Source organism: Dictyobacter arantiisoli, assembly GCF_008326305.1.
Taxonomy (GTDB): Bacteria; Chloroflexota; Ktedonobacteria; order Ktedonobacterales; family Ktedonobacteraceae; genus Dictyobacter; species Dictyobacter arantiisoli.
On record NZ_BIXY01000049.1, the window covers coordinates 24,584 to 40,248 of the forward strand.

14 protein-coding genes are annotated in these 15,665 nt (G+C 47.8%); 6 read left to right on the forward strand and 8 right to left on the reverse strand.

Annotated features, from left to right (window positions below):
- Window positions 1-169 precede the first annotated feature (169 nt).
- The 4 genes from F1593_RS16250 to F1593_RS16265 all read left to right on the forward strand — a co-directional run bounded on the left by F1593_RS16250 (window position 170) and on the right by F1593_RS16265 (window position 2,664).
- Window positions 170-535: a zinc-ribbon domain containing protein gene (locus F1593_RS16250; RefSeq protein ID WP_149402615.1), complete on the forward strand. Its 366-nt coding sequence runs from the start codon at window positions 170-172 to the stop codon at window positions 533-535.
- 6 nt (window positions 536-541) lie between these two features.
- The gene (gene rpsU, locus F1593_RS16255; protein ID WP_149402616.1) at window positions 542-727 is read left to right on the forward strand and encodes a 30S ribosomal protein S21; all 186 of its coding nucleotides are present in this window, start codon (window positions 542-544) and stop codon (window positions 725-727) included.
- Between the two features lie 253 nt (window positions 728-980).
- Complete coding sequence (locus tag F1593_RS16260; protein WP_149402617.1) at window positions 981-1,499, forward strand: YceI family protein; 519 nt, start codon at window positions 981-983, stop codon at window positions 1,497-1,499.
- A 187-nt stretch (window positions 1,500-1,686) separates the two neighbouring features.
- Complete coding sequence (locus F1593_RS16265) at window positions 1,687-2,664, forward strand: NAD(P)H-quinone oxidoreductase (RefSeq protein ID WP_149402618.1); 978 nt, start codon at window positions 1,687-1,689, stop codon at window positions 2,662-2,664.
- Window positions 2,665-2,765: 101 nt separating this feature from the next.
- Here the strand turns inward: F1593_RS16265 and F1593_RS16270 are convergent, their stop codons facing one another.
- The 6 genes from F1593_RS16270 to F1593_RS16295 form a co-directional block, all read right to left on the reverse strand.
- Entirely contained in the window at window positions 2,766-3,302 is a 537-nt protein-coding gene (locus F1593_RS16270) for a hypothetical protein (RefSeq protein ID WP_149402619.1), read from the reverse strand.
- A gap of 48 nt (window positions 3,303-3,350) precedes the next feature.
- Complete coding sequence (locus tag F1593_RS16275) at window positions 3,351-4,124, reverse strand: hypothetical protein (protein WP_149402620.1); 774 nt, start codon at window positions 4,122-4,124, stop codon at window positions 3,351-3,353.
- Between the two features lie 447 nt (window positions 4,125-4,571).
- The gene (locus tag F1593_RS16280) at window positions 4,572-5,384 is read right to left on the reverse strand and encodes a hypothetical protein (RefSeq protein WP_149402621.1); all 813 of its coding nucleotides are present in this window, start codon (window positions 5,382-5,384) and stop codon (window positions 4,572-4,574) included.
- 162 nt (window positions 5,385-5,546) lie between these two features.
- Entirely contained in the window at window positions 5,547-6,302 is a 756-nt protein-coding gene (locus tag F1593_RS16285) for a 2-phosphosulfolactate phosphatase (RefSeq protein ID WP_149402622.1), read from the reverse strand.
- A 297-nt stretch (window positions 6,303-6,599) separates the two neighbouring features.
- Window positions 6,600-7,712: an FtsK/SpoIIIE domain-containing protein gene (locus F1593_RS16290; RefSeq protein WP_149402623.1), complete on the reverse strand. Its 1,113-nt coding sequence runs from the start codon at window positions 7,710-7,712 to the stop codon at window positions 6,600-6,602.
- Between the two features lie 2 nt (window positions 7,713-7,714).
- Window positions 7,715-10,153 (reverse strand): FtsK/SpoIIIE domain-containing protein, encoded by a 2,439-nt coding sequence (locus F1593_RS16295; protein ID WP_149402624.1) that lies wholly within the window; start codon window positions 10,151-10,153, stop codon window positions 7,715-7,717.
- A gap of 520 nt (window positions 10,154-10,673) precedes the next feature.
- On the opposite strand from F1593_RS16295, the gene F1593_RS16300 reads away from it, so the two are divergent.
- On the forward strand, window positions 10,674-11,729 hold the full coding sequence (locus tag F1593_RS16300) for a lysylphosphatidylglycerol synthase transmembrane domain-containing protein (protein ID WP_149402625.1): 1,056 nt from the start codon (window positions 10,674-10,676) through the stop codon (window positions 11,727-11,729).
- A 35-nt stretch (window positions 11,730-11,764) separates the two neighbouring features.
- Window positions 11,765-13,132 (forward strand): AGE family epimerase/isomerase, encoded by a 1,368-nt coding sequence (locus tag F1593_RS16305; protein WP_149402626.1) that lies wholly within the window; start codon window positions 11,765-11,767, stop codon window positions 13,130-13,132.
- Between the two features lie 34 nt (window positions 13,133-13,166).
- Here the strand turns inward: F1593_RS16305 and F1593_RS16310 are convergent, their stop codons facing one another.
- Window positions 13,167-14,573, reverse strand: a complete 1,407-nt coding sequence (locus F1593_RS16310) for a hemolysin family protein (RefSeq protein WP_149402627.1) — start codon at window positions 14,571-14,573, stop codon at window positions 13,167-13,169.
- A 255-nt stretch (window positions 14,574-14,828) separates the two neighbouring features.
- Entirely contained in the window at window positions 14,829-15,518 is a 690-nt protein-coding gene (locus tag F1593_RS16315; protein WP_149402628.1) for a hypothetical protein, read from the reverse strand.
- Window positions 15,519-15,665 lie beyond the last annotated feature (147 nt).

Here is a 15,665-nt window from a genome sequence, read left to right on the forward strand (position 1 = left end):
TTGTTTTGAAATTGGTTAAAAAACCATAGCATTTATAAAAAAGATATGGTATAATCTCAAGATACTGCTAGGTACTCAGGTGCTCCCAACGGCTGATCCGTGGAAGTAGTACCAGAGCAGAAGACAAGCTATATGGGAAAAATTTAGACCCAAGAATTGAGAAGCATTTATGTCATTCACAGACCAGACGTTGATTTGCCGAGACTGCAATCAGGAATTTAGTTTTACCGCCGGCGAACAGGAATTTTATGCTAGCCGTGGACTAACAAACAACCCGTCACGTTGCCCATCATGCCGTGCCGCCCGCAAGGCGAACATGGGTGATCGCTCACGTTCATCACGTGGCGGCAACGACGGCGGCTATCGTGAGCCACGTCAGATGTATACCGCGATCTGCGCAAGTTGTGGTAATGAAGCTCAGGTTCCATTCCAACCCCGCGAAGATCGCCCGGTTTATTGCAGTGATTGCTACCAGCCTCGCACCGCCAGCCGCGGTGGCAATGGTGGTGGTGATCGCCGGTCATCCCGCTGGTAATTTCCAATGAGTGAAATTACTATCCAAACCGGTGAATCGTTTGAACTTGCGCTGAAACGATTCAATCGTAAAGTACAAAACGCGGGTATTCTTGCCGAAGCTCGTCGTCGTCGCTATTACGAGAGTCCACAGTCTCGCCGCAAACGGAAGGCAGAGGCCGCCCGACGTAAACAGCGTCGGTCCCGTTTCTAGTTTCTGTACGCGTAGATTCCAGCAGTTAACTTGATTCAACGTCAATGAGGAGCACATCCGATAGCATCGGCTATTGGATGTGCTCTTTGTTTTTTGTTTCCTCTTCCCTTTTTATCCAGCTCATTGCAACCACACACATTAGTTTGTTTGCTAATTTTAAATAAGCACCTTGACAAATAGAAGTGTTTATGCTATGCTTACGTTAGTAAAGCGACTAACTTTTTACGGGTTAAATTATTTGGAGGATTCTTTCATGGCTTGGACAATTGATGCTACGCATTCAAATATTGGTTTCGCTATTCGCCATATGGTGGTTAGCACAACTCGTGGTCATTTCACTGCTGTGAGTGGCACATTAAACATCGACGAGGCAACGCCTGCTAACTCCTGGGTTCAGGCAGAGGCCGATGTAGCTAGCATCGATACGCATGATGCTAATCGTGACGGGCACCTGCGCTCAGCAGATTTCTTCGATGCCGAGAAGTACCCAAAAATTACATTCAAGAGCACCAATGTCACAAAAGCTGGCAGTGACTATAAAGTCACCGGTGATTTGACGATCCGCGACGTGACAAAATCTGTCACATTTGATGTCGAATATTCTGGTATCATCAAAGATCCCTATGGTCTGCAGCGCACGGGCTTCACTGCCACCACAAAGATCAGCCGCAAAGAATTTGGCCTGGTCTGGAATGGTCTGCTTGAGACCGGCGGTGCTGTCATTGGTGACGAAGTAAAACTCAACCTGGAATTCGAAGCCACACAGCAATAATCAGGTATTCCTTTCCCAAAACAATGGTCGGTCGTCTCTTGTTTCAAGCAAGAGACGACCGACCATTGTTTTGGTTGTTGGCCTCTGGTCAATGTGTCTGTGTCCTTGCGTTGAAGGCTTTATCATGCATACGATAGGGTTACACTAAAAATCTTTTGTATACTGATAGATAAAGGAGTGTGTTGTTATGCGTGCTGTGGTAATTACCCGCCCCGGTGGGACGGAAGTATTAGAAATACAGGATGTTGCGCAGCCTGAACCATTTGGAGAATGGGTGCGTGTGCGGGTGCATGCGGCCGGTTTGAATCGGGCGGATCTGGCGCAGCGAGCTGGATTTTATCCTGCCCCGGCAGGTGTGCCTTCCAATATTCCTGGTATGGAGTTCGCGGGTGAAGTGGATGCTGTCGGTTCACTGGTGCAGCGCTGGCAACCTGGGCAACGCGTTATGGGTATTGTCGGCGGTGGCGCTCAGGCTGAGTATGTCCTGATCCATGAGGGGATGCTGGTTGAAATTCCAGAGAATCTGGATTATATTCAGGCGGCGGCGATACCAGAAGTTTTTATGACGGCGCACGATGCTTTGTTTACGCAGGCTAAATTAAAGATGGGGGAACGCTTGCTGGTGCATGCGGCGGGGAGCGGTGTGGGTACTGCTGCCATTCAACTGGCGAAGGCGGCAGGTGTGACTGTCTATGGTACCTCACGCACAAGCAGCAAGCTTGAACGCGCCAAAACGCTGGGGTTGGAAGTAGGATTATCGGATCAGAATTTCGCTGCCGATGTGAAGCAGTTGACCAATGGCGAAGGTGTTCACGTGGTGCTCGATTTTGTGGGAGCCGGGTATATGGCACAGAATCTTGAGGCTCTGACTGCCTGGGGACGCTTAGTATTTCTGGCAACACTGGGTGGCGCTGATGCACAGGTGAACCTGGGACTGGTCATGGCGAAACGCTTGCAAATTTTTGGTTGTACGCTGCGTTCACGGACACTTGAAGAGAAGTTGACGGTGACACGCCTCTTTGCTACCCAGGTGGTCCCGTTGCTGGCAAGTTCTGCCGTGATGCCGATTGTGGAAGAGGTGTTTCCGCTAGCTGAGATTGCTAAGGCCCATACCGTGATGGCGGAAAACCGCAATTTTGGCAAATTGATCTTGCAGATCGATTAATCCATTTCAGACCGATCTCACAAGCTTCTACTTGAGCAGAGATCGGTCTGCCTTTTGTGGTTTTTCCAGAGAATGGGGATTTCAGGTCTTTGCATATTTGACTATTTAGACACGAACTTTCCCTGGGGGAAGCCTGGGATTGAATAAGGAAGCAGAACTTCAGGGTTTGGATTGATTAATGTTTTGGTGATAGTATGCACGATGAGATTATTGCGTTCCTCTCCTTCGGGCAAGGCAGTTGAGATGACACGTAATATTTCATAAATATTGAGTTCATTGGCTTCTCTGCGCAATTCTGTGGCATAGTGGTCAGCGCGTTTATTGGCTGCTCTGGTCTGTGCGATGATCAGGTGCTGCGTGACTCCTGTCACAATGTTTGCGATGGTCAGCGCGAATTTTCCACTTCTCGCTACCAGGATGGACTCATTGAAGAAGAGGAAGAGTAGTATTGTACCTAAGATGAACACAGTACCAATAATGGTGACGATGAGGCTGGTGTAGAACCAGCACTGAGCTTCAAAACGACTTTGTTGATACATCTGTACGAGAGCCATGCCATCCTCTACAAGACTTGCTTCCACCTCTTTACTTTGGAATTTACGTTGGGAAGATGTTTTTGTCTGGCTTCTTTTTTGCATGTTGCACCCATACCCCTCCTGACACATCCTGAATATCAGCTATCATCATTACTGTACAGTTGTCCGGGCAGCAAGCTGGTTTTCTAATCCTGGTTTGCTTTGATGATATTCCGCTCCCCTGGTTGGCGACTGTTCCGAAATGCCGAGCGATGTCGAGACCAGGGTTTTTTGAAGCAGATGTTTGTGGGTATCATCGATTTGTAGCTGGGAAATAAAGCTGGCAATGTTCGAGAAACTACGAATGTCTGTCAGGCTATGCAGATAGAGATCAACTTGTTGGTTCATTTGTATCGCATGTCGCAGGATCAAAATAGTGATCACTGCATTGATTATATTAATGGTTACAACTCCCATAAAAACGAAGAGGAGTTGTGCTTCCTGGTGAAAGAGGCGCACTAAGAGGGGCATCATAATGGATAAGGTGATGACAAAGGCTTCGATAATGGCGATGCGAAAGCTATGCTTGAACCAGCGATACGCATCGCTTCTACTCTCATCGTAGAGCCGCTCGAACAGATCTATTTTCCGTTGGGCGGCCTCCACAATACGTTGATAGGCTTTTTCTGTTGAGAGCCGAATGAGGCATTGCTGATATTGCGTAGCGGCCATTTTATGATCGTTATTCCCATTCCCTCTGACGCTGACCGTGCCCGTTGCATCAATTCCAATGTTGCCAGGTAATGGAGCGATATTTTCATTTTCTACGATTGCATGACGAGCGATATCCTGTAATAGATTGGCCTTGTCAACATGCTTCCGACGAGATGTGGATGAACTACGTTTAGTTGCATCTTGCTGCGCATGATATGGGCGGAAGGTCATTGTTAGTCTCCTTTCAGACTCCCCACATTTCCTTATTGCCCTGCGCCCATCTGTTTGGTATTTTGTTGACATCCAGGAGTTGATGAGTAGACAAACAGCTATCCTTGTTCATTGCAGAGCATCCCCCCTCACGGAAAAGGGACTATTTGACCATTACATAGACATGATGATTTTGCGATTTTCTATGGAAATCGTTATTATAGATTATCGCAATTTACATCTGGTAATGAATATCTTATAGCATTTAAAATCCTATTTGTCAAATACAATAAATTATATGCTTCTATTTTATCACAAAACATGTAGATTCATTATGTATATTTTGCCTGTACTATGCTATGCAGGCAGGCGTCGACGTATTTCTCGCTGGGGAGGGAAATCGTCGGCGCCTGCCTGCATAAAAAATGTGAATATGCTCTCGGGATATTGCAGAGCATGTGAGAAAATTTATGTGTTTTCCTGGTCGTAAAAAGTATTGATCGTTTCGTAATATGTTTGTTCAAGCTGGGCTATATTTTTGTGCCACTGGTTATCAAGCAGGAGTACAGGTCGGGCGATGGTTTCTTGCTGTTGCAACAATTGCAGGATTGCTGGTGGTGTTTCAATTCCGAAGGCCATCAGATTATAGCTGGCGATGGCTTTAGCCTGTTCTTTCCAGGTATCTGTGATCACCTCCCTGATTTCGTGACTGGAAAAGATACTTTGATTGGGGAGGCCTTGTTTAAATTTGTGCCATAACAGATTAACACGCGAAGCATCCATCAATACATCGGTATGCAGATGCAGGCAGAGCATCAGATGTCGCCAGATAGTCTGGCGTTGTAGAACCGCAAAGAGGCGCGCATCCTGATAGATGCTACTGTATTGATCCTGTTGGTTTTGATTAAGAGCGACCTTAGCACTTTGGAAGCGTGCATAGCTGAGATGGAGATTGTGGAGGGCGGAGTATAAATAGAGGAGATGTTTTGTGAGATCCTCCAGGACAATTTCAAATTCTATCTCGGTCACTGGTAAGGAAATTTGGATCGGCTCGGTAATTGCAATATTGTACATATCCTCCTGTGAAGGATTATTGGCCAGATTGGTATATGCCTGTGCGATCTGGGCTAACACAGTTGAATTGAGGAGCAGATTAACGCCAGATCCAGTGTTTTCAGCCCCTGCATATATGCACAGGACGCCAGCAGTTGCCAGTGTGCGAGCCGACGCGGCACTTGCCGCCGCACATTGTTGAAATCGTTCTGGGTCCTGTATTTCCATTGTTGAGACTCCTGTGCTTCATTTGGGCACCTCTTTCACATATCGCTTCGGGGAGAGCATAGCACAAAGCATAAAAACGAAACTTCCCCCGAAGGATGGAACTGGCAGGTGGATTTCAGCACTGCTTGTGTTATGGATCTTTCCCTCCTGTGTATGATGAAATCAGACTTTATCTGTGAATGGTTCAAGGATTAGTAGACCCGTTTCAGGCTCCTGTCTGATAACCTGTCCAATACTGTTACTGCCACTCTGCTGCAGGCATATTTCAATATCCCTGCTCAATCCTGCCTCTACCACTTGCTGGATAGAATGGCTGCACGCCGCCAATCTGGCAGGTGGATAGAGCTGATAGAGTTCGCTGGCGGTAGAGGCGCTTTCATGACACTGGAGCGCAGGCAATTGTCGCTGGATTTCACGAACCAGATAGCCAGCGCAGACGGTATCATCGAGTGCGAAATAGCCATTTTCGGCGGCGCAGACAATCTGGATATTGCTTTTTTGTCGCTCAGCCTGTTGGATAGCAGCAGCGGTAACAGCTGCTGCATTATAGAAGCAACCTGCCAGACGGATACTCTGTGTGGGACAGGCAAAGAAGGCGCGCGAACCATTGGTGGTAGTCAGGATCAATTCGCGTTGGCGCAGATCTAGCTGTGCAAACTCGGCGGGCGAATTGCCATAATCAAATCCTGGCAGAGGTAGCGCATGGCGCTCTCCACACAGCAATCTTCCTGGAGTTCGTTGTGCGGATTGTCTGGCTTGCTCAACCGTATCCGCCGCTAGCACGCGCCGAGCGCCACGATCGAACATCGTCGTCATCGCGGTAGTGGCGCGCACAACATCAATCACAATATAAACATCCTCAATCGGCGGTTGGATAGCTGCCACATCCGCCGGACTCATATGCACATACAACTTCATATGTCCCCTCCTTCTTTTATCTATGTTTCTGTTCCCTTTACTCTAAGATTGTAGCACTCTCATTGCGAATGTGTACCCAGCAAATGTTATAAAACATATGTGCAGACTGACATCGCAACGAAACATCACAATTCACATCCTATTATTCAAAAAAACATAAATACATCTTATATTGCTATGCTGGATTATGTAGGCACTCCGTGCGATGCCTACGGCTCCCATTATAAAATAGCTACTGATTATTTATACAAATAAGTAGCTATTCTTGTGGAGGCTGGTGACAGTATGAGTCAGGTTTCAGGCATGGAAATCGTCTATGAGTTCTGTTTTCAAATGGTGCTCACGTACGTTCTCATCCTTGCCGGCGAGGGGAAGTGCGATTTGTATATGATGAAGCTTGCGATCCGGGGTCTGGATGAGTCCACGTCCCGGTACTGGTTCAGGTACAAATGGTATTCTGCCAAAGAGTTCATGGCGTTGTTGCTCGTTGAGGCGCAGTCCAATGCGGGTACTGCATTTATTCATGATTTCGGCTGGTAGATAGCGGGTATTGGTTTCGGTTGTGGTAACGATGAGGTAAACACCCATCGCGCGCGCCTCGATCACGCTCTGGGTGAGCCTTTTTAGGACTATCGTCGCGCTGTGCCGGTCCGAGAAAGTCTGAAAGTTGCTTATAATAATGAGAAGTTGCGGTATCGTGTGTCCCTGGGTCCAGAGTTGTGAGAGGGTTTGTGTGTTCCAACGCTGGGCGGGAAAGGCATCTCGACGTTGTTGTATTTCGGTATTGATCAGTTTGGCGAAGCGGTTGATCTGCTCATCTGAACTACCTGTAGTCCAGCAATGTTCATACTGCCTGTTATACATATGAGATAGGGCTTGTAAATGATTGAGTTCGCTGAATGGATCAATGATTGCGCAATGTAGTTGTTCAGGAAAGAAACGTGAGACTAACCAGAATATCATCGTTTGAAGGGCGGTAGCTTTGCCGCTCTGTTGTGCCCCCACAATCAATAAAGGGCCTCCGGCCTGTTCGTCCTTCGCACCATGCAGATCTACCAACAAGGTTTCTTGTTTTTGATGTTCGGGATTATCAATCAGGCCGAGTGGAATTTGCATGGAGGGCTTGATATTTTCTCGATTCCGGCGTTCAAGCACCTCGCGGCGTGTCATCGGAATGACTGCCAGATAGGGATGCTGATGTACACTTTCCGTTGCCGGTCGATCAAATTCTCCGGGATGAAAGAGGATCAGTGGATCGGGCAAGAGATGCGAGGGAGTAGGGAGGGGATCAGGCCAGTAATGAATGCCTTCTTGTCTGGCAGTTTCCTGGCTATAAGCGGCTCTGATCTGTTCAATGGCAACCTCAAACAGGGGCCGGGTTGAGTGTCCCGAATGTAGCAATGACATCATGATTACTTTCCTTTAAATGGTAATGAGAGTAGTGCATTGAGTTGAGCCTGACCATCCAGGCTCGTCTCTTGCGCTATGGTGACGGGCACTGGTGTAGTAACTCGTGCGCATTGAAAGAGATCCAACTGGTTGTCACCATGTAACAGGTAGCCGCGTCCAGGAATACTGGCTGGTAGAGAGGCAGCATCTGGTCGGCGAAGTATTTCGCGGCTATGCTCGGGTGACGCGCAACGCAGACATAGACGATACTGTACATAGTCGCGTGCCCTGGTACCAATCATGCCCTCAGGACGTTGTGCGACCAGCAGCAGATGTATATCAGGATCATTTCCTCTCTCTGTGATGGTAAATAATTCCTCGATGAAAGTGCCAATGCGCTTCGCCATCTCAGTGAAGCCTTCAATGATGATAATAAGATGGGGCGGCCTCTTTCCTTCTTGCTGCAATTTTTCTCGCCTGCTTATTTCAGCCTGTAACATAGTCATAAAGCGTTGGATCAGGGCGGGGGATGACGTATTAGGAAGAAAGCCAATGGTATGTGGAAGGCGCTTAAATGGTGCCAATGCCAGCCCTGTTTTATAATCGATCAATAAGAAGTTCACTTCAGTCGGTCGATAGGTGAATGTGAGAGAAAGCAGAAGTGTTTGTATGAGCTCACTTTTTCCTGAACCTGTCTGTCCGATCAATAATCCATGTGGTCCATCGTTGATCAGATCTAAATATTGCATTTCATCGCCAATTTTTAATCCAATTGGTATCCGTAGCAAGGGATAAGGGGTCCGAAAAAGTGGATTGTTCCAGCGTTTGAAGGGATCGTAGTTTGCCATATCAATGGGGAATTCGAAGAGCATACGCAGATCGATCTGTGTTCTCATCTCCAGACGTTTGCTGCTGGCGGCACGCAATGATTGCATCCGTAAGGCCAGTGCGCGCAGATCGTCACGTGTAGCACTGTCTATTTGCAGGCATTGGATCGATGGCTGTACTTTATCAGTCAGATTACGAACGAGGGCCTGTTGTATAAATGGTGTTGACGCTTGATCCTCTGCCGGGATAGTTTCCGCTCTGGAATGTTTCCGTTTCTTTAAATCTAATAGTGGAGTTCCTTCTTCTATTATTGGCCTGGGAGGGTGTTCCTCGGTCAGGTCAATCAATAACCGGGTGCTGGGTGGAATAGTAGTGGGATTGGTAGATGTGCAGAGCACTGATACTCCTATTGCCGCACCACGACTGATTGCCAGAGCCATTTCTGGACGTTTAAGCGGAGAGATGGAGAGGCGCATGTTGGGATTGGAGGACGGAATACCCGCTGCTATACTGGCCTGCATGGGCTGATCAAGATCACCGGGAGCATCAAATTCATCCACAACAATCACTAATTGGGGCAGAATCGTTGTTTGGGAGGTTTGTCGGTCATCTTCCAGCAGTAATTCACGCCGTCCCAATTCGCGAGAAAGTATGGGTAGCAATTCCATAATCGCCCCGGTGCCGATAGCGCAGGCATGGATAGTATTTGCCTCATCCAATTGTTCGTTTGTCTGACGAGGATCATAGAGAATGGTATGAGGTAGGATTGTGGCCCATTGCCAGGCTGTTTCCTGTGAACGTGGGGCCAGCACGATGATGCGTACATCGGCAGGTGAATGATGATAGACAATCTGGCTGACCATCGCATGCAGTAATCCACGCGCTGCTGGCAATTTCATCCCCGGTCCTACAATGGCAATAGGATTTTGTTGTTGAATTGGGATCAACAATGGCGTGTAGAGTTGAGTATAGGTGGTCACCATCCTTCTAGCATAGTCATGATAGGCGTCTATACGACTGGATTGTTCAATACGTATCTCATTACTCTCACTCTTATGTACACGGTACGTACTGGGACGCCTCTCGATGCCGATGCGGATATGCAGAAAATCCTGGTCCTCTGGTTTCCGTGCCCACAATCCCATATTATATTCATCAAAATTATGCTGTAATAGCGGCTTAATGTCGAGTTGCGCATAGAACGGTGACTTAAAATCATATTGTCCCAGGGGTGGATTGAGTTCCATATGGGCTTGCCCTTCGCGCCAGTGGAGCAATCTCAGTTGGGCCTCCGTCTCTTGCAACTGTTCCTGATAGCGTGTGAGTAGATAGCTACTGCGGCGGTATACCTGTATGTATTGTCCCGCAAATGTGACCAATGTGCTCAGGGCCATAAATCCGCTGATAGCAATGAACGGCCAGATGTAGACACTGCTCTGACCTGTATTGAGATGGGTAAACACATAGCCATACACAGCCATACCGGCCAGACTGAAAAAGATGATGGTGAAGGTAGTGGTTTGTGGTGGGATTGGTAAGACTGGTGGCGTCGGTAACGTGATGGCTTCATCTGGTATATCTGGTTTGATGCGCGCTTTACGCGTTATTTCAACAAAAGGCTGTTGATAAGACATGGTGGCCCCTCCTCGACATATCCATTCCCATATATGTATTTGCTAATGAAAAATCGCGCTATCCCTTTGCGCAAAAGGAATCTTTTCTATCCTATCACAAGCTGTAGCCTGTGACAATGCTATAGTGCTTCTGTCTTACCCTAAACTATCTTTATGCTTGCTTACAGGCAGGTGTGGGTACACGGGTAGAGGTTTCTTGGTGACCCACCAGTTCTCCCGGGCCTTCTTTGCCTGGGAAAGTTGGGCGGTTGCCTGAAAACCTCTACCTGTAAGGCCAGGCGCGGAGGGGAAAACTCCTATGTAAAGATCACAAAATAAGATGCTACAGAACATAAGCAGAAATAGTGGTAATAAACCTTTTGTTTGAGATGGTTCTGGTCGATGATAGTTTCTGAAGGGGGAATGTAACAGCATGGCTGTAAGAGCAATATTTCTATTAATGACCTTCAATGCATTTCGTCTGTGTGTTGTATTATAGGCACCTGTGACAAATGCTAGCAGCAGAAAGAGGAGACACGCGATGAGTATTCCCACCTCTTCTGGGGCCATCCCCCCCGATGATAATCAATCTCTTCCTGTGGTGCCAGAAAAGAAGCCACAGAGCTTTTTCAGAAAGTATCGAAGCCTCCTGCTACGGTTGGGATGTACCCTTGTTCTGCTCGCGTTCTTATTGCGATCAGTTTCCTGGGTTGATCTGTTGAGGCAGGCCGCTCATTTAGATCCGGGTATGCTATTGATTGGTATTGCACTTGGTTTCTACGGTATCGTTGTCAGTTCCTATCAATGGCAGTCCTTGCTCGATGCAGAGCACATAGTTCTTGATCTGCGCCGTCTGGTCAATCTTTACACGATAGGCATCGCATTCAACCATTTTCTACCGACGGGTATGGGCGGAGATGTTGTTAAGACCTATTATGTGGCGAAAGAGGGCAGGAATATGGCTGGCTCAGCCAGCGCTGTCTTGATGAGTCGTATGACTGGCTTTTTTGCGATGATACTTGCCTCTTTACCAGCCTTTCTGTTCTGGCATATGTTGATAGCGCGACAAATAAAAATTGGCTACATCCTGGCGTGTATGGCTATGTTGACCGTATTGGGATTGGCATACCTGCTGGTTGAGTTTTTGCCTCGCTTTTCTCGATTGCGCTGGCTCCCCAGCTGTTTAATCCCTTCTTTGTTGCAATTGGGACAGGCTTTACGAGCCAGTTTCAGACGCCCTCGCACCCTTGGTATAGCGACACTCTTTGGTTTGCTTTACCACATCGGCTACATCGTAAACTTTTACATTTATGGTTTGCTCTTACATATCAGCGTGCCGCTCCCTTTCTATATGATCGCGATTCCTCTTGTCTCGATCATCGCATTTTTCCCCTTCTCCATCAATGGCTTTGGCGTGCGAGAGGGAGCTTTCGTACTCCTATTCTCAACCGTTCATGTGCCAGTGCCTACGGCAATGTTGCTGATTCTTTTGATGGATGCGCAGGTCTTATTATTCGGAATGGTTGGTGGTGTCCTTTATCTTACTTCTGGCTTAAAACACGAGCAGATGGAGATTTCTCTGGGAACGGGTGTCTGAATGGGCAAGTTGATATTATAAAAAATGGATGGTGAATGATGTTGCGTTTTCTCAAACCGAGGCTTTTGTGCACATTTTATCTGTGCTGGTTAGTGCTTTTTATGCTGGCCTGTAGTGATAGAGCACCTGTTGTTCATCATCAGGCGCATAAAACCATCGCGAGTAGAGCGGCTTCCGTTCCTCCTGCTGGACAATTGGCGGGACAGCGTCAGTGGCAGGATACTATTGGTCAGGATTCACCTGAAATCGATACGCTGGCGCGTCAGGTATTAGCCAATATACGGGCGCACGGCTGGAATCCACAGGCGCAGACGAAAGGGATCGTGACTGGAGGACTCTTTATTAACTGGAAAATGGATGATCCCAGGCATACCAACGCCTTGCGTCAGGGAATGGATGATGCGACCAGTGGCAGCCACGATCCACAGGTTGATCTGTTCTATCTGAATGCGCTGGCTGAATATCAAACTTTGCATCCAAATGACCATACGTTTGTTGCTGAGACACAGAAAGCCTTACATCTGATTCAGCAAGAGTTTGCGCGTTATAGTTTACCCAAAGGTTGGATCTACTTTTATCTGTTGCGGGATGGGAAGTTGCTGCATAATGATGAGCTGATTCAAGATGCCCGGGCGGTTGCCAGCAACTACTATACGCGCTGGTATGATCCTACCATCGGAATGGTGTATAACCGCGCCCATACGCCAGGAGTCTATGCAAGCGAACATTCTATGACGGCCGGGGCTGCGCTGATCGATGCAGGTACACGCTGGCAGCAATCCGCCTGGGTGCAGGCCGGTGAGTCAACCATGAAGCAGGTGCTATCCAACGCTTTTAATCGTAGTGCGCATCTGTTCTATAACAATATGACGGTTTTTTCAGCCAGCCAGCAGCAGCCGATGAATACCCAGGCCAAGCCAGCTACGGAAGGAGCCATTGTAGAGGCGCTGCTCAGGGCGTATAGCGTCGATCATAAGCAGCAATACCTGGATACAGCTGGTGCGGTGTTGCATAGTCTGTTTCAAAGCAATCTTTTTGATCATCAGAATGGTGGCTTGTTCTTCGCGAAAGATCTGAGCACGGGAATGCTCCAGGCCAGTTATAAAGAGACGCGCGCCCAGATCCATGTGCTGATTGGACTATTGCACTATAATCAAGCCTTGCAGGCGCTGGGTCAACCCGTACGCTTTATGGCGGAAGAGCAGCAACTTATCAAACTCTTAGCGACACGTTTCTACCAGCCTACCTATCATGGATACTTTTATCGCATGACGCCTACATTCAAGATTTACACGAGTAGTCCAGGGACCGGTATCGGCTACGAAAACTTTTTTACTACCGAGGCAATGGGCCTGGCTTTGGATAGTTTACAGCAGACAGAAGTAGCCCATCTCACCTGGTAAAGAAGATCCGCGTTCATCAGCGTCCACAGGAAAGCTAGCTTCTGGCTGGCTTTCCTGTCGATGTACGGCGTTTCCTGGTTTTTACCACAAGTAGTGGTTCTTTATTGTCTTCTGGTTGTGCACGTGTAACTTTTACACGTGCGATGCGGCGTCCATCCATCTCTTCAACGCGCAACCGATAATTATCAAAGAGAACGCTATCGCCAAGCGAGGGCAAGCGATCCAGCTTTTCAAAGATATAGCCAGCGAGCGTGTTCGCATGGATCTTCTCGATATTATCGGTATTTTTACCAAATTGATCGGCAAAGCTGGAGAGCGCCATTAAACCATCCACTGAGATTGAGCCATCAGGGAGGTACTCTATTTCATGGCGTACACCCTGTTCGCTGGTATCAAATTCATCGTGAACCTCGCCGACCAGTTCTTCGATAATATCTTCGAGTGTAATAATGCCAGCGGTCGTGCCGTATTCGTCGATGACGACCGCCATATGAATACGTTTGTTGCGTATCTGCCCCAAAATAATATCCAGTGCCGATGTCTCTGTAACGTAGAGAACTGGACGCAACATAGTACGCAGCGAGAAGTTCTGGGCCTGCTGCGTACTATGGGATTGAAAAATATCCTTGATGTGCGCCAGCCCGATAATATTGTCCAATGAGTCCTCGTAGACTGGCAGGCGTGTATAGCCCTCACGCGAAAAGGTCTGAATCAATGTCTCGCGTGTGATGGTGATGGGGACTGCGACCACTTCGCTACGAGGTACCATGATTTGCTGAGCCGTCTTATCGCTAAAGTCAAAAACATGGCGTAGCAAGACCTCTTCCTGCTGTTGGAGTATCCCTGCCTCACGACTTTGCGCCACCAGCATCTCTAATTCCTCTACCGAATGCACAGCCGCATGCTCGCTGGTCACTTCCAGACCCAGGGAACGCACCACAAAATTGCCCACACCATTCATCATCATAATACAAGGTCTAAAGAGTCGCGAGAAGATATAAAGTGGACGCGCTACAAAGAGAGCTGTCCCTTCGGCCCTTTGGAGTGCAATCGATTTGGGAACCAGTTCACCCAGCACAATATGAAAAATCGTGATCAAAAGAAAGCTGATAATAACTGCAATCGTATGGGTGATGGCTTCAGCAGCGACACCACCCAGCCAGAGGAATAGCGGCTCGATCAAATGTGCCAGCGAAGGCTCACCGATCCAACCCAGGGCCAGACTGGCTAACGTAATGCCCAGTTGTGTCGCAGCGATAAAGGTATCTAGATGTTGTACCTGCGCGCGCACAACCTGAGCCGTCTTATTGCCTTCTGTCACCAGTTGCTCTACACGGGTAGCACGTACCTTCACCAGCGCGAACTCTCCGGCTACAAAAAAGCCATTCGCCCCCACCAATGCAAAGACAGCGATCAAACCAACGATTGAACTGACATCCACGAATGATTACCCTTTCTGCTCACAGTCCTTGATACATGTAAACGTATGACCAATTCAGGATTCCAATTCCCATCTTCTATTTAGCAGTAACCAACCTGGCGGAGACCCACTAGTAGTATACAATGTTCTGATCCTATGCGCTGTTCTCTGCTTTGACGTTCTTGAGCAAAAAGAGCCAGCGGCGCTCCTTGTTTGCCACTGGACTGGCAAACAAGGAGCGCCGCTGGCTCTTTCTATTGCTGCATGCACGATGTTCTATTTTTTGCTGGCTTTTTTGACGACAGCCGCTTCCAGATGCTGAATCTGTGCGGGATGTTTCTGGATGAAGGTCGTGATAGCTGTGGCACGTTTTTGTGTCAATGTGCCAGCGCTAACGGCCTGCTTGACAACGCTATTGGCGGTATTTTGTACCAGGGTTGTGAGCGCGCTGGTTGAAACATTCTGAGCCTTAGCGATCTGCTCGAGATTCTTACCAGCCTTAAATTGCGCCAGCAGTTGAGCAGAGGTAAGATGGAGACCCTGTGCCAGCGAACTGGTGATATTGGTCTGATATTTATTCAGCCATGCGTAAGCATGCTTGTGGGCTGCCGTGATAACTTTAGGACAGGCGGTTCCCTTGCTATTGGCAATGCGTTTCTCAATAGCGGTAGCGCGGGCCTGTTTTAACTTGCCATCTTTCACCATCTGGTTGATGACATTGGTAATGGCCGCTTTACGATCCTGTGTCAGAGTGCTTACCGGCACATTCAAGCTTTTTGCCAGATTCTGATTATATTGAGCGCAATAGGTATTCCTGGTTGTGGCTGGTGTGCTTGCGTTGTTTCCACTAGCGGCTGAGGCTATCAGCGGAGCAACAAAAAGAACGCCTGCGAGAATGATGAGCATAGCACATGCACCACCAAGACTGACCAATAACATTTTTCGACGTTGGAAGAAATTTTTCATTTTTATCTCCTGAACTTTCATTGATTGTTTCTATTTTTGTGATCCGCCGTACATTGCTATCTTATATCTTAAAAGTGAAGATGCCCTCTTGTAAATTTCAAGAATTCCTCAAGATTGCTATAGGACTGCAAAAGACTATGCTTTTTC